General features: G+C 58.0%; 15 protein-coding genes, 1 tRNA gene, 2 pseudogenes and 1 riboswitch. Of the genes and pseudogenes, 10 read left to right on the top strand and 8 right to left on the bottom strand.

What is annotated here, in order from left to right; genetic code table 11:
• Positions 1-64 precede the first annotated feature (64 nt).
• The 3 genes and pseudogenes from ACMGGK_RS07885 to ACMGGK_RS07895 form a co-directional block, all read left to right on the top strand.
• Complete coding sequence (locus tag ACMGGK_RS07885; RefSeq protein WP_143778281.1) at positions 65-796, top strand: hypothetical protein; 732 nt, start codon at positions 65-67, stop codon at positions 794-796.
• 225 nt (positions 797-1,021) lie between these two features.
• Positions 1,022-1,603 (top strand): annotated as a pseudogene (locus tag ACMGGK_RS07890) (transposase); the annotation flags it as partial.
• Positions 1,604-1,684: 81 nt separating this feature from the next.
• Positions 1,685-1,906: pseudogene (locus tag ACMGGK_RS07895) on the top strand (MFS transporter TsgA); the annotation flags it as partial.
• Between the two features lie 62 nt (positions 1,907-1,968).
• Here the strand turns inward: ACMGGK_RS07895 and ACMGGK_RS07900 are convergent.
• Positions 1,969-2,044: transfer RNA gene (locus tag ACMGGK_RS07900), tRNA-Asn, on the bottom strand.
• Between the two features lie 62 nt (positions 2,045-2,106).
• On the opposite strand from ACMGGK_RS07900, the gene ACMGGK_RS07905 reads away from it, so the two are divergent.
• Together ACMGGK_RS07905 and nac are read left to right on the top strand one after the other, a co-directional pair.
• The gene (locus ACMGGK_RS07905; protein ID WP_126186879.1) at positions 2,107-2,331 is read left to right on the top strand and encodes a hypothetical protein; all 225 of its coding nucleotides are present in this window, start codon (positions 2,107-2,109) and stop codon (positions 2,329-2,331) included.
• A gap of 51 nt (positions 2,332-2,382) precedes the next feature.
• Positions 2,383-3,306, top strand: coding sequence for a nitrogen assimilation transcriptional regulator NAC (nac, locus tag ACMGGK_RS07910; RefSeq protein ID WP_016927119.1), 924 nt, complete (start codon positions 2,383-2,385; stop codon positions 3,304-3,306).
• A 36-nt stretch (positions 3,307-3,342) separates the two neighbouring features.
• Here nac and ACMGGK_RS07915 read toward each other — a convergent pair whose 3' ends face one another.
• Positions 3,343-4,806 carry an AMP nucleosidase gene (locus tag ACMGGK_RS07915; protein WP_015378406.1) on the bottom strand — a complete coding sequence of 488 codons (1,464 nt, stop codon included), beginning with the start codon at positions 4,804-4,806 and terminating at the stop codon, positions 3,343-3,345.
• Between the two features lie 137 nt (positions 4,807-4,943).
• Positions 4,944-7,247 carry a phosphatidylglycerol--membrane-oligosaccharide glycerophosphotransferase gene (gene opgB / locus ACMGGK_RS07920; protein ID WP_420278070.1) on the bottom strand — a complete coding sequence of 768 codons (2,304 nt, stop codon included), beginning with the start codon at positions 7,245-7,247 and terminating at the stop codon, positions 4,944-4,946.
• A gap of 286 nt (positions 7,248-7,533) precedes the next feature.
• Here opgB and ACMGGK_RS07925 point away from each other — a divergent pair, with 286 nt between their 5' ends.
• A complete protein-coding gene (locus ACMGGK_RS07925; protein ID WP_350024243.1) occupies positions 7,534-8,274 on the top strand; it encodes a transporter substrate-binding domain-containing protein in 741 nt (246 codons plus the stop codon).
• Here ACMGGK_RS07925 and ACMGGK_RS07930 read toward each other — a convergent pair whose 3' ends face one another.
• The 4 genes from ACMGGK_RS07930 to ACMGGK_RS07945 are packed head-to-tail and all read right to left on the bottom strand — an operon-like array spanning position 8,275 to position 11,430.
• Entirely contained in the window at positions 8,275-9,210 is a 936-nt protein-coding gene (locus ACMGGK_RS07930; RefSeq protein ID WP_420276821.1) for an ABC transporter substrate-binding protein, read from the bottom strand.
• A 35-nt stretch (positions 9,211-9,245) separates the two neighbouring features.
• Entirely contained in the window at positions 9,246-10,013 is a 768-nt protein-coding gene (locus tag ACMGGK_RS07935; protein WP_049299639.1) for an ABC transporter permease, read from the bottom strand.
• Positions 10,010-10,750, bottom strand: a complete 741-nt coding sequence (locus ACMGGK_RS07940; RefSeq protein WP_049299638.1) for an ABC transporter ATP-binding protein — start codon at positions 10,748-10,750, stop codon at positions 10,010-10,012. The genes ACMGGK_RS07935 and ACMGGK_RS07940 overlap by 4 nt, the downstream gene beginning before the upstream one ends.
• The gene (locus ACMGGK_RS07945) at positions 10,747-11,430 is read right to left on the bottom strand and encodes a TenA family protein (RefSeq protein ID WP_016927125.1); all 684 of its coding nucleotides are present in this window, start codon (positions 11,428-11,430) and stop codon (positions 10,747-10,749) included. Before ACMGGK_RS07945 ends, ACMGGK_RS07940 begins: the two co-directional genes overlap by 4 nt.
• 62 nt (positions 11,431-11,492) lie before the next feature.
• Positions 11,493-11,595: riboswitch (TPP riboswitch) on the bottom strand.
• A 149-nt stretch (positions 11,596-11,744) separates the two neighbouring features.
• On the opposite strand from ACMGGK_RS07945, the gene ACMGGK_RS07950 reads away from it, so the two are divergent.
• From ACMGGK_RS07950 to gap, 4 genes are all read left to right on the top strand, one after another.
• Positions 11,745-12,767 (top strand): LLM class flavin-dependent oxidoreductase, encoded by a 1,023-nt coding sequence (locus tag ACMGGK_RS07950; protein WP_049299637.1) that lies wholly within the window; start codon positions 11,745-11,747, stop codon positions 12,765-12,767.
• 13 nt (positions 12,768-12,780) lie between these two features.
• On the top strand, positions 12,781-13,515 hold the full coding sequence (locus ACMGGK_RS07955) for an SDR family NAD(P)-dependent oxidoreductase (protein WP_420276822.1): 735 nt from the start codon (positions 12,781-12,783) through the stop codon (positions 13,513-13,515).
• 126 nt (positions 13,516-13,641) lie between these two features.
• A complete protein-coding gene (locus ACMGGK_RS07960) occupies positions 13,642-14,616 on the top strand; it encodes a GlxA family transcriptional regulator (protein ID WP_115436733.1) in 975 nt (324 codons plus the stop codon).
• Between the two features lie 78 nt (positions 14,617-14,694).
• Positions 14,695-15,696, top strand: coding sequence for a type I glyceraldehyde-3-phosphate dehydrogenase (gene gap / locus ACMGGK_RS07965; RefSeq protein ID WP_420276823.1), 1,002 nt, complete (start codon positions 14,695-14,697; stop codon positions 15,694-15,696).
• A gap of 150 nt (positions 15,697-15,846) precedes the next feature.
• Here the strand turns inward: gap and ACMGGK_RS07970 are convergent, their stop codons facing one another.
• The gene (locus ACMGGK_RS07970) at positions 15,847-19,899 is read right to left on the bottom strand and encodes an NACHT domain-containing protein (RefSeq protein ID WP_282676949.1); all 4,053 of its coding nucleotides are present in this window, start codon (positions 19,897-19,899) and stop codon (positions 15,847-15,849) included.
• Between the last annotated feature and the right edge of the window lie 299 nt (positions 19,900-20,198).

Raw genomic sequence — 20,198 nt, forward strand, 5'->3', positions numbered from 1 at the left:
TATTGTAATTTTAGAGCATGTACTATTATCTAACTATACGACTGTAGTGATGGATATTTATGCTATGCTGACATCTGACCCACGTTATCAACTTCTAGCAGTATATAGTGCACAACATCTCCGTGCTGTTGCTGGCAGAGTCATTGCTCGTGCTGAGCTGACACCTCTGAATTTTTCTACGCTGCTCTGGCGCTCAATGTGGCAATCACCAATTCCACCTCTTTTACACCCTGAATCAGGTCACGAATTTTTACAGGAAAACGGCTGCCCCTATCCACGACCTTATGGCCTTAAGTCGTGGATCACGAACAACAATAAAGGTATTCTTGATTTCCAGTCTGCTAATAAGATTATTTATTTAGCTAGTTTTATTGAAAAAGACTGGAGTCTTAGCAGGCAAATTCCAATATGGAGAAAACACGCAACGAGTCGGATCAATGGCTATGCATATAATATTGTTCAGATGTTTATGTGTGACGGGCTTTCGGATGCTTATCCAACTGAATACTATGTTACGTTCGACTACGATCTTTTGAGTGACGAGTTGAAAAACACAAGGCTTAATCGCTGGGTGTCTACATACCAAAAAAAATCGAAAGACCCCTTTGTCGTTGCATCAATGGAAATTACTCGGATATCTAATATGAGATCAATATTTCTATGGCAAATTACGCTTGAGACAGTTAAAGGGTTATGTACATCTTTAACGGTGGAGGCTACACCGGGTAATTCATATTTAAGCTATGTTCATCCCGTCAGACAAAAGCGAGTTCATCCATTTATTGGCTATATTTGAATGCTTAAAGGATATAGTATTAAAGGGAGGAGGTTTATATGTGCTATACGATAAGATAACCATGTAAACTATATGGATATAAGCGTGAGGCAAGAGGGTGAAATATAATGCCACTCGGTCGCCGTAGAATTTCTCGGCCAAAGTCGTACGAATAGAGGCTGTAATTTAAATTGTGTATCTACCTGTTTTTGATATGTTCATTCCCACAACGGAGACAGGCAAATTATGGATGAAAATAAACTCAAAGCACTGGCTGCTGAACTGGCCAAAGGCCTTAAAACCGAAGCCGACCTCAACCAGTTTTTCCGGATGCTGACGAAGCTTACCGTCGAAACGGCGCTCAATGCAGAACTGAGCGAGCACCTCGGACACGAGAAAAACGCGCCCCAAAAAGCTCAAATACCCGCAATGGCTACTCGTTAAAAACGCTGCTGAGTGATGACGGCGAGAGCGAGTTGAACACCCCGCGTGACTGTGAAAATACCTTTGAACCTCAGTCACCAGACGCGTATTAAGCAGATGGACATCCAGATTTGGTCCCTCTATGCCAAAGGCATGACCACCCGCGAAATCGTCGCCACGTTCAAGGAAATGTACGATACGGACGTGTCTCCCACGCTGATATCTAAAGTCACCGATGCAGTTAAAGAACAGGTGACAAAGTGGTAAAACGGGCCTCTTGAAGCACTGTATCTCATGGTTTATCTTGGCTGTATCGTGGTGAGGGTTCGTCAGGCTGGCAGCGTGATTAACAGAGCCGTATTCCTCGCTCTGGGCATTAATACAGAAGGTGATCTTGACCCGCTATCTCCAAACAGCTTTTGTATCTTAAGTTAACAATGCCCGCAGGCGCCGGTATTCTCTCGGGGAGTGATATCCCAGTGCGAAACGAGGGTTTCCTCACCCAAGCTGGTGAATTTCATTCTGACCTGTGGAACAGTCGGCACCATGTTGACCTTTGTGGTCACCGGGCCATTTGTGACCACTTAGGCGTACATGCGGCGCTGGTTATGGCGGATGTGCTGTATTTTTTTGGTCTTTATTCTCTGCTTTGCCCTGGGGTTCTGCACTCGGCACCACTTGCACGGCGGCAACGCCGAAAATATCTGACTCGCGCCGTGCCGAATAGCAAAAAACCCGCTCGGGTTTCCCTGAGCGGGCTTCTCTAAATATGGCTCCTCTGACTGGACTCGAACCAGTGACATACGGATTAACAGTCCGCCGTTCTACCGACTGAACTACAGAGGAATCGTGTGAACGGGGCGAATAATAGCGGGGCGGTTGCGGCTTGTAAAGCGTGAAGACGTCCGATGCGTTCGTTTGCTGCAAGATTGCCCAACCTGCTGCTTTTTCTCGCTTTTGTCGCTTATCCCGCGCGCAGCGTCGCCGAATTGCCCGTTGATCGGCGCCGTTGCCTGCCGATGGTGCAACGGTTGCCCTGCGCGGTGGCGCGCGCCGCCCGGCGAACGGCCATTTACCGCCTTGTACCCCGCTTCCACGGCCGTTTACCTACTCTGGCCTGGATCTTGCTGTGATTGCATGACCGGATTTCGGCATTCTCAATTTAGCGGCTCGCTGGAGGCACTATGAATTTCAGACGTCTGAAGTACTTCGTGAAAATCGTCGATATCGGCAGCCTGACCCAGGCGGCGGAGGTGTTGCACATCGCCCAACCGGCGCTCAGCCAGCAGTTGGCGACGCTGGAAGGAGAGCTGAAGCAACAGCTGCTGATCCGCACCAAGCGCGGGGTGCAGCCGACCGAGGCCGGCAACATTCTGTATGCCCACGCGCAGACCATTCTGCGCCAGTGCGAGCAGGCGCAGAGCGCGGTCAACAGCGCCGGACAGGCGATGAGCGGTCAGGTGTCGCTCGGGCTGGCGTCGGGCAGCACCGCGGCGCAGCTGGCGCTGCCGCTGTTGCAGACCCTGCGCGATCAGCAGCCGGGCATCCTGCTCAGCCTGCATGAAAACGGCGGCGCGGCGTTGGCCGGGCAGGTGGCTAACCAGACGCTGGACATGGCGATGGTCTACGGCGCCAAAATGCCCGCCGGGCTGCACGCTATCGCATTGATGCGGGAAGATCTTTATCTGGTGGCGACGCGCGCGGTGCCGCATCCCGGCAACAGCGTCGAGCTGCTGGACGTGGCGCGGCTGAACCTGTTCCTGCCGCGCGAGGGCGATGCGGTGCGCAACCAACTGGAGGAGGCGATGGCGCTGCGCAAGCTGGCTGCCAACGTGGTGGGGGAGATCGAATCCTCGGGCGCGCTGAGCGCCGCGATCGCCAGCGGGTTAGGGGCGACCGTGCTGCCGGAATCGGTGGCGCGCGCGATGATCGGCCCGGCCAAGGCCTGGATGGCGCGCATCAATGCGCCGACGATGTCGGTGCCGCTGTCACTGTGCATGTCGAGCCAACAGGCGCTGTCCGCCCCGGCGCTGCTGGTGAAAGACCTGTTGCTGTCGATCGCCGGCGGCCGCAGCCAGGAGAAGCGCGCGTTGGCGCTGGTGCGTTGAGGAAAAAACGGCCCGCCGCAGCGGGCCTGAGCACCGTTACCGGAACGGCGGTTCGTTGAAGGTGCGCAGCTTGCGCGAGTGCAGACGATCGCCCTCGGCGCGCAACAAATCGATGGCGCAGATGCCGATCTGCAGGTGTTCGGAGATCGCCCCTTCGTAGAAGCGGTTGGCCTGGCCCGGCAGTTTGATCTCGCCGTGCAGCGGTTTGTCGGAGACACACAGCAGCGTGCCGTACGGCACCCGGAAGCGATAACCCTGAGCGGCGATGGTGGCGCTCTCCATGTCGACCGCCACCGCGCGGCTGAGATTGAAGCGGCGCGCCGAAGCGGAGTAGCGCAGCTCCCAGTTGCGGTCGTCGGTGGTGACCACGGTGCCGGTGCGCAAACGCTGTTTAACCTCTTCGCCGGGCATGCCGCTGACCATCTTGGTGGCGTCGTACAGGGCGCGCTGCACCTCGGCGATGCTCGGGATCGGGATATCCGGCGGCAGCACCGCATCCAGCACGTGATCGTCGCGCAGATAGGCATGGGCCAGCACGTAATCGCCGATCTTCTGGCTTTCGCGCAGGCCGCCGCAGTGGCCGATCATCAGCCAGGCGCTCGGGCGCAGCACCGCCAGGTGATCGCAGATGGTTTTGGCGTTGGACGGGCCGACGCCGATGTTGATCAGCGTGATGCCCTGGCCGGTGCGCGAGATCAGGTGATAGGCCGGCATCTGGTGGTTTTTCCACGCCAGATCGGACACCGCTTGCTCGGGCGCGCTGGTTTCCGGCGTGATGTAGGTGCCGCCGGCGCTGGAGAGCGCGATGTACGGGCTGGCCGGATCGGCGATCTGGGCGCAGGCCCAGCGCACGAACTCATCCACATAGCGGGTGTAGTTGGTGAACAGCACGAACGGCTGGAAATGCTCCACCGGCGTGCCGGTGTAGTGTCGCAGACGCGCCAGCGAGAAATCCGCGCGCAGCGCATCGAAATGCGACAGCGGGAAATGGTTGTCGGTGGCGTGGTACAGGCCGTCGGCGGTCTCGTCACCGATCTGCGCCAGCTCGGTGGTGGGGAAATGCTGCGCGATGCCGGCGCTCATTGAACGATCGAGCGCCAGGCTGGAGCCGTCGATGACATAAGGGAACGGGATCTCCTGCTGCGACGGCGCCACTTCGATATGGGCGGCGTAGTCGTGTTCCAGCATCGCCAGCTGTTCGGCCAGATAGTGGCGGAACAGCTGCGGCCGGGTCACGGTGGTGCTGTAGCTGCCGGGATGGGTAAAGCGGCCGAAGGCGCGGGTTTTGCTCGGGCCGGATTGCTGCCCGTCCCAGCTGACGCGCAGTTCGGGATACACGAACAGTCCGGCGGCGCGCGCTTGCGCATCCGGCAGGGTGCCGTGGCTGATAAAGTCACTGACCGCCTGCCGCAGCGCGTCTACCGCGGCGTCATACAGGGCTTCCAGTTGATCGAGTGCCTGATCGGCGCTGAGGCCGCTGCGAGGTGGGGCATAGCTCATACTTTCTCCTTCGATGTCCCGGCTCTGGCGGGATTGGCGGCGTTTCACCGTCACAGGTTAGCCGAAGAAGGGCGTAAAAGCTTGGTCGAAATGACGGGCGCGGCAAAGAAATTACCGCGCCCGTGAAGGCGGGGGGATCAGGAGGCGGGAGCGGCCGCTTCGACCTTCAGCGACACCAGGCCGATGCCCAGCTTCTTCGGCGTGAAGCCGCCGCTGGCGTTCTCTTTCGGCTCGGTCGGCGCCGGCGGGGTAATGCTGATCTTCTGCGCGCCGCGCGGGTTATCGAAGCGCAGGGTGACGGTGCTGTCCTGTTCGCCGAGCGACACGAAGCGCTCTTCGTCGCCGACGCGCACCGAAATCGGTTCGCCGACGTTGTTGCCGTAGGCGCGGGCGCGCAGCACCAGATCGAAGCTTTTCGGCAGCGGGTCGACGTAATCGATGTCGACCGCCGGCGCCAGATTGGCGTCGGACCAGCGGCCCCATTCCTCGACGGCGGAGACGCCGGTGATGGCCTTCACCTGTTCCGGCATGCCGGGCAGCATGAACTCGATGGCGTCCGCCCGGTATTTCACCGCCGCGTCGTCCACCTGCAGGCGGGCGACGGCGTTTTGGTAATCGGCGACGCTGTCCGCCGCCGGGCCGGTGAAGTTCACCTTGCCGTTGAAGCGTTCGCCGCTGGCCTGCGCGATCTGCGGCGGCGAGGCGAGGGTGCCGGAGGCCACGCAGATGTCGGTGCTCAGCGCCAGCTGCGGCGCCCAGACCCGGCCGATCTCGTAGCATTTATCGACCCAGACGAATTTCTCCCCCGCCCCCAGTCCGGCCAGCTGTTTGCGCAGCGGGGTGGAGAGGTAGACGTTGAACATCGGTTCGATGCGGTTATCGCCCACCCGCAGGATGAACGGCACCTTGTAGGTGACGCCGGAGAAGCTGAAGCTGCGCTGGCGCGTGTCCACGCTGTAGTCGCTGATGCGGTTCGGCAGGCCCCACTGGTTGATCACCGCCGGTTTCCAGCCATTGATCTTCTCTTCGATATTCAGGAACACCGTAGACAGCGACGGCGCCGACAGGCTGCTGCGGCCAAGGCCGATGTAGTTGTCGCCGCCCATCACGTCCAGCACCGTGGCGCCGTTGTCCAGCGTGCTGCGTTTCTCGTTGCGCTGTTCCGCCAGCGGCCGGGTGCCGTCGATGATGAAGAACAGATTGCGGCGCTTCTGTTTGGTCAGGATGTCGTAGGCGGTGTTGTTCATCGCCAGATGATCGGAGGACACCACGATCACGGTGTTGCTGAAATAGGGCGAGCGTTTGATCTTGTCGATCAGCGCGGCGATGTGTTGCTGGCTGCAGGCTACCGCGCTCAGCGAGCGGTTTTCCTTGTTCTGCCAGGCGTAGCTTTTCTTGCTGCAGCCGGCGGAGATAAAACCGTCCGGGTGATGGGTATCGACGGTCAGGGTGAACAGCGAGAACGGCTGGCGCTGTTTGGACAGCTCGACGAACTTGCCGTACACCACGTCCAGCACGCTGTCGTCGTACCAGCCCCAGTCGTTTTTGTAGCTCAGATCGGCGACCTGATCGCGCAGCTCTTTGAAGCCGTAAACGTGGTCGAAGCCGTGGGATTTCAGGAAGGTGTCTTTACCGGCGAACGCCAGCTCGGCGCCCTGATAGAAATAGTTGCTGTAGCCGGCGGCCTTCAGCACGTCGCCCAGGCAGACGTTCTCCGGGTAGAAGGTGGAGACCGCGCTGGAGGCGTTGCCGTCGAAGGGCGCGAACAGCGGAATGCCGCACTGTGAGGCGACCATGCCGGCGATGGTGTAGCCGGTGCCTGGCAATTGCTGGGTATTGCTGAAATCGATGCTGTCCGCGCGCAGGGCGTTCAGCTCGTCGGCCAGGCCGGGAAACAGCTCGGTATCGAAGTAGGTGCGTTCCAGGCTCTCGGCATAGATGTACACCAGGTTCGGCCGCTTGCCCTGTACGGTTTTTTTCGGCGCTTTGTAGTAGGTGGTGAAATCGGCGGTATCGCCGACGATCTGGCTTTTGACCAGCAGCGAGATGTCCTGAAATGCCGGGGTGGTGCCGACCGAAAACAGCGCCAGCAGCACGGCGACGACGCTGTAGGCCACGCTGCTGCCTTTGGCCTTGCGGCGCAGCAGGCTGCGGGCCAGCACCGCGAAGATAAGCCCCAACGCCGCCAGCAGGCCGATAAACGGCAGCACATATTTGCTGATGCCCGCGCCTTTGAGGCTGCTGGTGACGGTGTAGATCACCGCATCGGTGATGCCGTCGCCGGTGAAGTAGTTGCTGGCGATCAGGATGACGTTCAGCACCAGATAGCTGCCGAGCAGCGTCAGCAGAATGGCGAACCACCAGCGGTTGGCGGCGGCCCGGGTGCGATAAATCAAAATCGACGCCAAAAAGAGAACAAAAGAAACGACTGCTAAAACCATCCGCCAAACCTTGTCTGATTGAAATAAAACCGTTGCTGCCCTGGTTTGCGCCGCCGAGCGTGCCGCGGTGCGAAAAGTGAAGGGTATAGCCTATTGCCGGCGGCGGAACAACGTGCGATCTCCCGCTACGGCCGACGAGCGGCGGCTATTGTACATTTTTATGACAATAGTGTGACGTTAATCACGCCGACGGCGGCCGCGGCGGCGAAAGCTTGCTGGTCGGAGGTTTCGCTCTACGCTTAATGAGCGCCACGACGGTGCGCCTATCAGCCATTCAGGAGGAAGTATGCAGACAATCCCCGCAGCGGTACTCGACGATCTGGCCCCGCAAGGCGTGTTGCGCGCGGCGATCAACTACGGCAATCCGGTGCTGGCGCAGGCCGGGGCTGATGGCAAACCGCAAGGCGCTTCGGTGGAGCTGGCCGCCGCGCTGGCTCGCGAACTGGGCGTGGCGCTGGAGCTGGTGACCTATGACGCGGCCGGCAAGGTGTTCGCCGATCTGGACAGCGGCGCCTGGAACCTGGCGTTTATGGCCATCGAGCCGGTGCGCGCGGCGCAGATCGCCTTCAGCGAACCCTACGTGATCATTGAGGGGACTTATCTGGTGGCGAACGACGCGCCTTACTTTGAGGCGGCGCAGCTCGACCGGCCGGAGGTGCGCATCGCGGTCGGCCAGGGGGCGGCGTACGATCTGTTTTTATCGCGCACGCTGCAGCAGGCGCAGCTGGTGCGGGCGGCAACCTCCGCCGAGGCGATCGCGCTGTTTTTCGAACGGGGGCTGGAGGCGGCGGCCGGCGTGCGTCAACCGCTGTTGGCCGCCGCGGCCGCCCATCCCGGCTACCGGGTGCTGGACGGGCATTTCACCGCTATCCGCCAGGCGATGGCGGTGCCGCGGCAAAAAACGCAGGGCGCCGCCTACGTGAACGCGTTTATCGAACGCTGCAAGGCCAACGGGTTGGTGAAGGCGGCCTTGCAGCGCAGTGGCCAGGGCGAGGTGACGGTGGCGCCGCCGGCCGCCTCGGCATGATCAGTCGAGCTCCACCGCGTACTGTTCCACCGGGGTGATTTTCTTGATCAGCTTGTTGTCGAACAGGAACTGTTCGTAAGCCTGGTAGCGGGCGCGATCCAGCCTGGTCGGGTCACGCGCGAACAGCGGCAGGCTGGCTTGCCACGCCTGTTTGTTCAGCTCGGTATTCAGCTCCGGGTGCGCCTTGGCGAACGCCAGCCAGGTGTCCTGCGGGTGCGCATGCAGGTAGTCGCTGCCTTGCTTCAACGCGGCGAGGAATTTGCGGATTTTCGGCTCGTTCACCGCATCGCGGTTGGCGACGATGATCAGCTCGTCATAGGCCGGCACGCCGTAATCTTCGACGTTGAACACCACCGGCGTCTTGCCCTGCAGCTTCAGCTCCAGCGCTTCGATGTTGCGGTAGCCGCCGATCACCGCATCGATCTGGCCCGCCAGCAGGGCGCTGGTCAGCTGGAAGTTGACGTTGATAAGCTTGATGTCCTGCGGCTTGAGGCGCTCGTGTTCGACCATGGTGGCCAGCGTCGCCTGTTCGATGCCGCTGACCGAGTAACCTACCGTTTTGCCCTTGAGATCCGCCGGCGAGGTGATGTTTTCATCCAGCGCGATCACCGTATTCAGCGGCGTGTTGATCAGCGTGCCGACGCGCATCAACGGCAGACCCTGATCGGCGAAGAAATGCAGCTGCGGTTGATAGGTGATGGCAAGGTCGGCCTGTTTGGCGGCCACCAGCCGCGGCGGCAGCGCCGGATCGGACGGCGGCACGATCTTGACGTCCAGCCCTGCGGCCTTGAAGGCGCCGATCTGCTCGGCCACCATAATCGGCGCGTGATCCGGGTTGATGTACCAGTCGAGCACCAGCGTCAGCTTTTCGGCCGCGCCGGCCTGGCCGGTGATGGCGGCGCCCAGCAGCAGCCCGCAAACGGTTTGTTTGATCATGGTCGTTCCTTTATCCCTGGTTATGGTTGCAATCATCAGTCGTTTTCCGGCGCCCAGGCGATCAGGCGCCGCAGCAGCGCATCCACCGCGGCCCACAGCAGCACGGTCATCAGCACCAAAATAAACAGCGCGGCGAAGCAGACGTCGGTCTGCATGCGCGCGTTGGCGTTCAGCATCACGTAGCCCAGCCCTTCGGCCGAGCCGACCCATTCGCCGATGATGGCGCCGATCGGCGCGACGGCGGCGGCCATGCGCAGGCCGGAGCCGAAGGCCGGCAACGCCGCCATCAGCCGCACGTGCCGCAGCTGCGCCCAGCGCGAAGCGCGCATCGTGCGCGCCAGATCGAGATAATCGTTGTTGACCCGGCGCAGCCCGTCGAAAAAGGCCGACACCACCGGGAAGAAAATCACCAGCACCGCCATCGCCACCTTGGCGCTCATGCCGAAGCCGAACCACAGCACCAGCAGCGGGGCCAGGGCGAACACCGGTATCGCCTGACTGGTGAGCACCAGCGGCATCAGCCAGCGTTGCAGGCGCGGCGAGAAAATCATGCACAGCGCCAGCGCCGCGCCGAGCAACACGCCGAGCACCAGCCCGCTGACGATCTCCGAAGCGGTGACCAGCGTGTGCCAGGCGAGATAGCCGCGCCCGTCCCACAGCGCCTGCGCCACCGCGCCCGGCGTGGGCAGCAGAAAGGCCGGAATGCCGCTTTGCGCCGCCAGCCACCACAGCAGTAGCAGGCCGGCAAACACCGTCAGCCCGCGCCGCAGGCGGGTGAGTCCACGCTCTTTGGCGATATTCATTGCGCCGCCCTCACCAGTTGCTGCAGCAGCTCGGCCTGGCTTTTCAGCAGGCCGGCGTCATCCGGCGCGCGTGGCGGTAGCCCGCTGATGCGGTGAGTATCGTCGAGGCCCAGCGGCCAGGGAGACAGCACCAGCAACCGGTGGCTCAGGCGGCAGGCTTCCATCGGATCGTGGGTGATCAACAGCACGGTATTTTGCGCCAGCAGCTCGGCGGCCAGGCTCTGGATCTCGGCGCGGGTGATGGCGTCCAGCGCGGAAAAGGGTTCGTCCATCAGTACGATCGGCTGGCGTTCGTAGAGCGTGCGGGCGATGGCGGCGCGCTGGCGCATGCCGCCGGACAGCGCGGCGGGCAGGCTGTGGCCATGCGCGGCCAGGCCTACGCGCTCCAGCAGATGCGCCACCCACGCCCGGTCCGGCGTCTCGCCGCGCAGCCGCGAGCCGAGGGCGACGTTCTCTTCGACGGTCAGCCACGGGTAGAGCAGGTCTTTTTGCCCCATGTAGGCGATGCGCCCGGCGATCGGCAAACCGTCGCTGCCGATCACCGTACCCGAACTGGCCTGCGCCAGGCCGGCGATGATCTTCAACAGGCTGGTTTTGCCGGCGCCGCTGGCGCCGAGCAGGGCGACGAAGCTGCCGCCGGCGATGTCGAAGCTCAGCCGGTCGAAGACGATTTGCTGACCGAAACGCAGGCTGAGATCCCGCACCTGGATGCCGGGCGGGAGACGCGGGGAGGTCATGAGGCGTTCAGCCCCATCTGCCAAAATGCCGACTCCAGCTGGGTGGCGGTGGTGAAAATCTGCGCCAGCTCGGTGAAGCGGCCCTGTGCGCCGCGCTGCTGACCAACGGTTTCCAGCAGTTCGATGGCGGCGCGCACGCCGGCCAGATAGCCCTCGTCGCCGTAGTTGCGGATCCAGGAGGCGTAAGGATTGCCCTCCATCTGAGTGGCGGGATCGTGCAGCAGCCGCAGGCCGATTTCGGCATAGCCAGCCACGCAGGGCAGCAGGCCGGCCAGCAGATCGAGGGCGTCGCCGGCATGGCCGATATCCAGCACGTAACGGGTGTAGTTCATGGTTTCCGCCGCTTCCGGCTGGGCGGCGATCTGCGCTTCGTTCAGCCCCCATTCGGCGCAGTAGGCCACGTGCAGCGGCAGTTCGGCGACGATGCCGTTGAGCGAGGCGGTGGCGGCGCGCATCTCCGGCAGAGTGCGCAGCTTGCTGACCAGCAGCGCGTAGGCGCGGGCGAAGTGCAGCAGAAACAGATAGTCCTGGGTCAGGTAGCGGCGAAAAGCGCGTTCAGGCAAGGTGCCGGCGGCCAGCTGCTGCAGAAACGGATGATCGACGTAATCTTGCCAGTGGCTGCCGGCATGGTGGCGCAGCCGGCCGTAAAGACCGCTTTCGAACAGGGTAGTGATGGACATGGGACCTCCTTGAGTCAGTGGAGATCCGGGCACGCTGGGGTATGAACAGGCAACGGGTGATCGCGTTGTTGCCTAACCGTCCCTTCGCTGGCATGACCCAGATCAGGTTCAAAGGGTTCGGCTTGCGCCATCTCAGCCCGTAACAGGACACCCCTCGGAGCTGCTTGTTATACGACATTTGTTTTTTGATTACAATCGCCGGGCGGCGCGGCGGCAATCGGTTCGTTTAGTGCGATCGGGGGCGATTTTGCTGGCGCAGAGCGCGCGGTTTTTGTCACTGTAGGCCCATGTTTTGCCTCTGAGGATGATGCCCGATGAAAAAAATTGGTTTTCTCTCGTTTGGCCACTGGTCGCCTTCCGCCCAGTCCGGCACCCGTTCCGCAGCGGATGCGCTGCTGCAGTCCATCGATCTGGCGGTCGCCGCCGAAGATCTGGGGGCGGACGGCGCCTATTTTCGCGTGCACCACTTCGCGCGCCAGCTGGGATCGCCGTTCCCGCTGTTGGCCGCCATCGGCGCCAAAACCCAACGCATCGAGATCGGCACCGGCGTGATCGACATGCGTTATGAAAACCCGCTGTACATGGTGGAGGACGCCGGCGCGGCGGATCTGATCGCCGGCGGGCGGCTGCAGCTCGGCATCAGCCGCGGTTCGCCGGAGCAGGTGATCGACGGCTGGCGTTATTTCGGCTATGCCCCGGCCGACGGCGAGACCGACGCGGACATGGCCCGCCGCCATACCGAAGTGTTCCTGGAAGCGCTGCGCGGTGAAGGGTTCGCCGAACCCAATCCGCAGCCGATGTTCCCGAATCCGCCTGGGCTGCTGCGGCCGGAGCCGTTTTCCGCCGGGCTGCGCGATCGCATCTGGTGGGGCGCCGGTTCGAACGCCACCGCTGTCTGGGCGGCGAAGCTGGGCATGCATCTGCAAAGCTCGACGCTCAAGAACGACGAGACCGGCGAGCCCTTCCACATCCAGCAGGCCAAGCAGATCCGCGCCTATCGCGCGGCCTGGCAAGAGGCGGGCCATGCGCGCGAGCCGCGGGTTTCCGTGAGCCGCAGCATCTTCGCGCTGGTGGATCAGCGGGATCGCAACTACTTCGGCGGCGGCGGCAAGGAGGGCGATCAGCTGGGGTATATCGACGCGCAGACCCGGGCGATCTTCGGCCGCAGTTACGCCGCAGAACCTGACGCGCTGATCGAGCAGCTGGCGCAGGACGAGGCCATCGCCGAAGCGGATACCTTGCTGCTGACCGTGCCTAACCAACTGGGCGTGGATTACAACGCGCACGTCATCGAATCGATTTTAACCCATGTCGCGCCGGCGCTCGGCTGGCGCTAAACGGAGGAGTGGCATGTCACGCATTTTCATTACCGGCTCGGTCGACGGGCTGGGCCGCGCCGCCGCGCAAACGCTGTTGGACGAAGGGCATCAGGTGATCCTGCATGCGCGTGAGCCTGGCCGTTTGGCCGCGGTGCGCGATTTGCTGGATCGGGGCGCGCAGGCGGCGATCGGCGATCTGTCCGATGTGCAACAGATCCGGCAGCTTGCCGAGCAGGTCAATCGCCTCGGCCGCCCGGACGCGGTGATCCACAATGCCGGCATGTTTACCGGGCCGCAGGTGATGCCGGTGAACGTCATGGCGCCCTACCTGCTGACGGCCCTGATCGAACGCCCCAAGCGTGTCGTCTACCTGAGCAGCAGCATGCATTTTGACGGCGTGGCGGAACTGAACGGCGTGGATTGGCTTGGCGGCACTGCCGGTTCTTATTCGGACAGCAAGCTGTTCGTCACCGCGCTGGCCGCCGCCGTGGCGCGCCTGTGGCCTGACGTGATCAGCAGCGCGGTCGATCCCGGTTGGGTGCCGACCAAAATGGGCGGCGCGGACGCGCCCGACGATCTGGCGCTGGGGCATGTGACGCAGGCGTGGTTGGTGACCAGCGATGAACCGCAGGCCCTGGCGTCCGGCGGCTATTGGCACCACCAGCAGCGGCTTGAACCTCACGCGGCGGTGCACGATGAGACGTTTCAAACGGCGCTGTTGGCGCAATTGGCGCGCGCCGGCGGGGCGCACCTGCCGCAGGCTTGATGGCCGTTCCTTCCTGGCCCGCCGGTGATTATCGGCGGGCTTTTTTATGCCCGCAGGGTGAACCGACGGGGCTTTTCTTATACAGTGGTCGCCTGGCCTGTTTTGATTGTTATTTATATTATCGCCATGCACTCATTCCTGATTATCGTCCCTGAAGGGGGCATGCTGTTCGAAGCGGCGGGCATCGCCGATATCCTGATGCAGGCTAATCGCCTGAGCCCTGCCGAGACGCCGCTGTATCAGATCGCGGTCGCCACCACGCAATCTCACCGGGTGGTGCACGGCCTGTCCGGGCTGAGCCTGTTGGCCGATCATCGCCTGGCGGATCTCGATCCGGCCCAGCCGCGCGATACCGTGATCGTCGCCGGCAAGGGGGCGACCGAAGAAGAGGGCGCCCTGGTCGCCGATTGGCTGCGTCGCGCGGCGCCGCAGGCGCGCCGTATCGCTTCGGTTTGCGGCGGGGCTCTGCTGCTGGCCGAAGCCGGGTTGCTGGACGGGCGGCGGGCGACCACCCACTGGCGGCTGGCGGAGACGCTGCGGGCGCGCTTCCCGCGAGTGCAGGTCGAAAACGGCCCAATCTACGTGCAGGACGGGCCGATCTGGACCTCCGGCGGCGTCAGCTCCGGCTTCGATCTGACGCTGGCGCTGGTGGAGGATGATTACGGCTTCGTGCAGGCGCGCGAAGTGGCGCAGGATCTGGTGATGTTTCTGCGTCGCCCCGGCGGGCAGGCGCAGTTCAGCCGCTATCCGCTCAACCAGGCCAAATCGCCGGGGCCGATCCGTGACCTGCAATCCTGGATCCTGGAAAACCTCGCCGACGATCTCAGCGTCGATCGGTTGGCCGAGCGCGTGGCGATGAGCCCGCGCAACTTTACCCGGGTGTTCACCCGCGAGACGGGCATTTCTCCCGCCAAATTCGTCGAAGAGGGGCGGTTGCATACCGCCAGGCAGCGCCTCGAACAGAGCGCGGAAGGCATCGAGCAGATTGCCTTAGCCACCGGCTTCGGCAACGGCCTTAACCTGCGGCGGGTGTTTGAACGCAAACTGCAATTGACCCCGAGCGAATACCGCGAGCGTTTTCATGCGCGCAATTTGGCGTAAATTGATTGGTAAACGTCATTTACGCCGTTTCTGGTCGGCGCTAGATTTTAGGCAAAGCCCAAAAACGAGGAGTGCATCATGGTGAGAGTAGGCATTAACGGCTTCGGCAGGATCGGGCGCAACGTGCTGCGCGCGGCGCTGGGGCGCAGCGATTTTGAAGTGGTGGCGATCAACGATCTGACGGACAGCAAGACGCTGGCGCACCTGCTGAAATACGACACGCTTTCCGGCACGCTGGCGGCCAGGGTGGAAGCCGGCGACAACCAGCTGCTGCTGGACGGCCGGCCGATTCAGGTGTTTTCGCAGCGCGATCCCGCCGAGATCCCCTGGCGCAGCGCGGGCGTTGACGTGGTGATCGAAGCGACGGGCTTCTTTACCGACAAGGCCAAGGCGGAAGTGCACATCACGCACGGCGGCGCCAAGCGGGTGATTATCTCGGCGCCGGCCAAGAATGACGACATCACGCTGGTGATGGGGGTTAACGATCACCTCTACGATCCGGCTCTGCATAAGGTGGTCAGCAACGGCAGCTGCACCACCAACGGGCTGGCGCCCGCCGCGCAGGTATTGCATCAGGCGTTCGGCATCGAATACGGGTTGATGAATACCACGCATGCCTATACCAACAGCCAGGCGCTGCACGATCAGCCGGAAAAAGATCTGCGCGGCGCGCGGGCGGCGGCGGAATCGATCGTGCCTTACTCCAGCGGCGCGGCCAAGGCGCTCGGCAAGGTGATCCCCGAACTGGACGGCCGCCTGACCGGTTATTCGCTGCGGGTGCCGGTGCCGGTGGTTTCCATCGTCGATCTGACGGTGACGCTGAAACGCCCGGCTACGGTGGAGGAGATCAACGCCGCTTTCCGCGCGGCGGCGGCGTCCGGCCCGCTGAAAGGGATCCTGGGGTACAGCGATGAACCGCTGGTGTCGAGCGACTATCGGGGCGATGCGCGTTCGTCGATCATCGACGGCCTGTCCACGCTGGTGATCGGCGGCAACCTGGTGAAAGTGCTCGCCTGGTATGACAACGAGTGGGGCTTCTCTAAATATGGCTCCTCTGACAGGGATCGCTTTTACTATTAACTGGTCGATAATTAATCTAGGCAAGAATTTGTTTTTCTAGAGAGGCCATCAGGATGACCACTAATTTTTAACAACCTCTCTGTGCCAGTGGTAAACGCCAGATCTTACACCTGCGGTGATATCGGATATTTATGTTCGATGTAACTCATGCTAATTTTTACTGCACCGAGAGACATCTAAAATGAAAACATCAATTAAACCGCGGAGATCAATTGGCAAGACTGCTTCAATGCTGATTTTGAGTTCCTGAGCGGTTTTGATACCGTGGAGCTTGCGGCCTGCAACAGTCTCACTCTCTCCAAACCATATGACGAGAAAGATACCTTGCTGCTCGGCATCTGGATGGATGGAATAACGCTCATAGAGTTGGGCTGAAGCGGCAGAGTATAACTCTCTGTGCCACTGGCCTTTGACTTCCGTAACGAGCAGCCGTCTTCTTCCGCCAATCAATTTAGATGCCGTGAAATCACTCCTGTTTTTTCCTTTCAACTGATGTTCAGGTGTTATTGATATGCCCTGAGGTTCGAGTTTTAAATTGAGACGTTCAGCAATGATCTCCGTAGACTTCACCTCATCAAGGCGTTCATTTTTTTCATAAAAGCGATCTGCCGAGTTAAACTCCCCGCCATCAATCGCTTTCTGGAAATCATGAAGCTCCTGAAGAACTAACTGACGCAGGCCTTCAACAGTAACCACTGAATCACAATCCAGATGTTGGACTATTTCATCTGGCGTCGGTGGTTCAAAATCCCTGAGCGTTTTTTTCCTGAGCTGACCAGCATATATACTTTGCAGCTCTTTATATAGGCTCGTAAAACGTGGATCAGTAAGAAGGCGACCCAGTACAGGTATTGCATTGTCAGGAATATCTGATTCAATTGACCAAATTAAATCAGTCAAAAAGCGGTAGGCTTTTTCCTCTTCAGGGCTATCGCTGCTCCAATGACTTGGCAGTTCAACACGCGGCCATTGGTCAAAGAAAGCGTCTAAAATGGCTTCAACCTTAATTGAGGTAAGTTCCGGCCAGGCACGGTGCTCACTCCGATTCATGCGCCCAGAACGTTCATAAAAATGCAGTAAATTATCTTTATTAGATTTTAACCATGCCCAATAAGTAGCTGTAATGTTCTCGAGAAAGTAGAACTCCCGTACCAGCCAGAAAATTCGCTTGAGTTCAAAAGCCTCATCTTCTGTCGGATTGGGCCAGCCTGATATTATCGCTGAACAACGCTCTGCAATAATCTCTTTTAAATTCTCACGATCGCCGTATTGAGCAGCAATTTCAAAAAGTGTATCTACTGAGTTAAGTGATAAATCAGTAAAACGACGAAGCCATTCAATGGAAAGTTTAGCGCGTGAATGATGAAAGACCTCTTCTCCACTTAACATCCAAATTTCAGGGTGAGAGCATGGCTGAGCCAGTTGGGGTTCAACATACTGTCGGAGATATTTTTCCGCACTTTCACTATCAGGGAAAATGAGGCGATCGATTTCAGTCTGTAGGGCGTCACGTTCTTCCGTCGAAACTGAGTTGTATCCCATGTGAATGTTAGTTCTTAAGGCTGTAAGCAACTCGATATTGACGCATTCAAGGTTGCCTTCTGCACGTAGAATCTCTAGACAGGCTGCATATAAAACCGTCTCAGAATGCCTGTGTTTAGATTCGCATTGCAGGGCCGCCAGTTCAGGTAGGGTGGGAATCACGGGAGTAATAAAATCCAGACAATTTCGCAACGCAGTCCGAACCAGTTTTTCGTCCCCAAACTCTAATTCAATTCTTTCCGGATGCATGAGCACAAGGTCTGCAAAACGAACAAGACACCCCCAGTGACGACCTTGCTCTACAATCTCTCTGTTTTCATTAACGAAATTTATATTTCTAGTGTAGATCTCCCGTCGCTTTCTATCATGACGTTTCCTGCTTCGGCTATGTCTGAACCTCCAGAACTGGTGTTCCTGCTTGGATAATTTCATTGCATTATTGTATCTGGCCCATTCGCGCATAAACGCGGGTTTGGAAAGGGCGTGCTGACGCATTCGTGTCCGCAAGTCATCAGAACCTTGTTCTTCCTTGTTTTTGTAATGTTGATGGTTGACAAGGAAACTTGCCCAAAGATCAACGTTATCTGTTCTAAACGCCAGATCGAGGATAAATTTATAGTCATTCCGCCATAAATGAAGGCCTGAATGTGAGTGCAAGTGTCCGTTGAATTTTTCTACTTTTATGTTGAATATTGCTTTACGATCCGTTAATGACCCGAATACATGAGCAATGATCCCCTGACGAAGCGTGTCATTTTCTCGAAGTATCTGTACCGATTTGCTTTGATCGGGCTGGCATTGATGATGAAAATTGAGATTACCTATCCATTGCCAGATCCTCACAGGATCAAACGGAGCTTGGGCTAATTCAAAATAGCGATCTACCATTGAACCGACGATCTTACTTATCCCATTGCGACAATCACATTCATAGGATTTTTTCCCACAATGGCAGTAAAGGTTATGGGTTAATTCATCCAGAAGAGATTCGAGAGTATTCTGTGAAAAACAGGAAATGAGCCTCTTAATGAAATAACGAGTTCCTACCACTCTTTCAAATTTTTCTTTGTGGCTTGGATAGAGGTTTGCACAGACTCGTAAGAATCCAGAGAGATATTTTCGGTTAAATTTTTCTGGCCCTACGACTTGGATGAATTTTGCTGAAATATTGAGTGAAATATTACTGGCTTCAAAAATTAAAACGGCTAAAGCACTAATGAAATCGTATTCTTTTACATTGAGCAAGCATCTGCTTGCTAATGTACGAATATGTTCAGACTCGCTGGGGTTTAAAATAATCAAGCTCAATTCAGGCATCAACTGGTTATTAACCGGAGAGTCTGCTAGAAGTTCTAAAATTAAGTCACGTAAATGCCCCTCATCGCCCATAGCTAAAAGAGGTTTTATTTCTTCAACAACGTCTCGTGTGAAAAAACCGGCCGCGCTGAACCGTCGCCAGAAATCGCTCCGACGAAAGTAAGGGTCTGCGGCTTCAATCTCTTTAAGCCGATGAAGAAGCTGTCGTTTCGATGAGCGTTCAAGCTGCGATGGATCGCCGTTTGCGAGTACCGCATAGGCGTCAAGCTCAATAATAGCTCCCTGTACCGACCTGTTGCCTAGTGCCGCCATCCATCCTAGCAGACCTCTCAACTCATCTCTGGCAGTATCGTTCGGTGCAATAATAGACAAGCACTTTGATAAAGTGAGGTCATCCGCAGGATCGGCTATTCGTTTAATGAGATAATCCGCTGCACAGTATTCAGCGACGATCTTGTGGACCGGGCGGTGTTGATCTTCATTATCGCCGGGTTTGAAAAGCTGTGTTGACAATATGTCGTAACAGGCAGTACTGCCGTTAAACAACGCTGGCAGCATGGGATACATCCGATTTGCAGTCGTGTCGATGGTGCTTATGCCTTCTGCGCCCGACAACAGAAGTTTGGCATAAACCTCGGCAGAAAATGCAATCTTTTGTGCAACGGGAAGAGATACGGAGGCTTTCGGAATTCCTGGATTGACTTCTTTGGCCAGTCGTTCGACCGCTAAAGCAAAGATTGAACGTTTGTCAGCAAATCGTCGGTCACTTTCTAAATAGGCATCGGTGAACATTTTCAGAAACTGAGGGTTTGGTAACAACATGTCTAAACTAAACCGAGTGACTTCGGTCTGGAATGCAAAGAAATCTTCTGCTGGTGCATGGTGCTTAAAGATGGAGTGTTGTTCGTCTAGATCGAATTCTCTCAGTCTCACAATCATAGGGGAGACACCAAGAAATTTTTCAAAAATACTGGTGAAAGCAAGTCCCCATTCGCTTGACCTGCTCGACATGATTACGCGATTTGGCTTTGATGCCCTGGCGAGCGCAAGGAGTTTATGGATACCTGATTGATCGATTCTGGCGACTTCATCAACAGCGTCGATTATCAGTGAGCTATTTTCTTTATCTGTTCCCACGTAAGCAAATACGCTGGCATTTAAGACAGAGGTGTTCAGTTTCTGAGCGATACTTTTCATCAGCTCTGTTTTCCCGCCGCCGGGTTCTGCTAACACAACAATGTGCGTTGATTCAGCCAGCAACTCTGTCTCTGTGTACGTCCTGTCATTGCGTGTAAAATTACGTTCAAGATAGAAGGTTGAATTCATAGTTACATAGTGCATCATGTTGAATTGCCAAAATATTCCAGCAGAAAAGAAAGCTGTGCCTAGTTTCCTTGCTTCTATCAGAGATAATACGGCATTTTTTCTTTATTGAGGGGCTATTTTATTAACTTCTGGACGGGTTATACAACTCATTGACATACATAACATTTTTCAATCGCGATATGTAGGTAACAGACATTAAGTCTTTCTTATATGGGGGACTTATCTGTGGGATTTTTACTTTCAGTGCTCTGGTTCCAGAACTCCTCACTTGCTGCTACTAGCTAATTGCGACACCATTAAATCAGTTCATACTGCCA

Origin of the sequence: Serratia sp. BNK-33-b (genome assembly GCF_048684565.1) — a bacterium.
Lineage (GTDB): Bacteria > Pseudomonadota > Gammaproteobacteria > Enterobacterales > Enterobacteriaceae > Serratia > Serratia marcescens.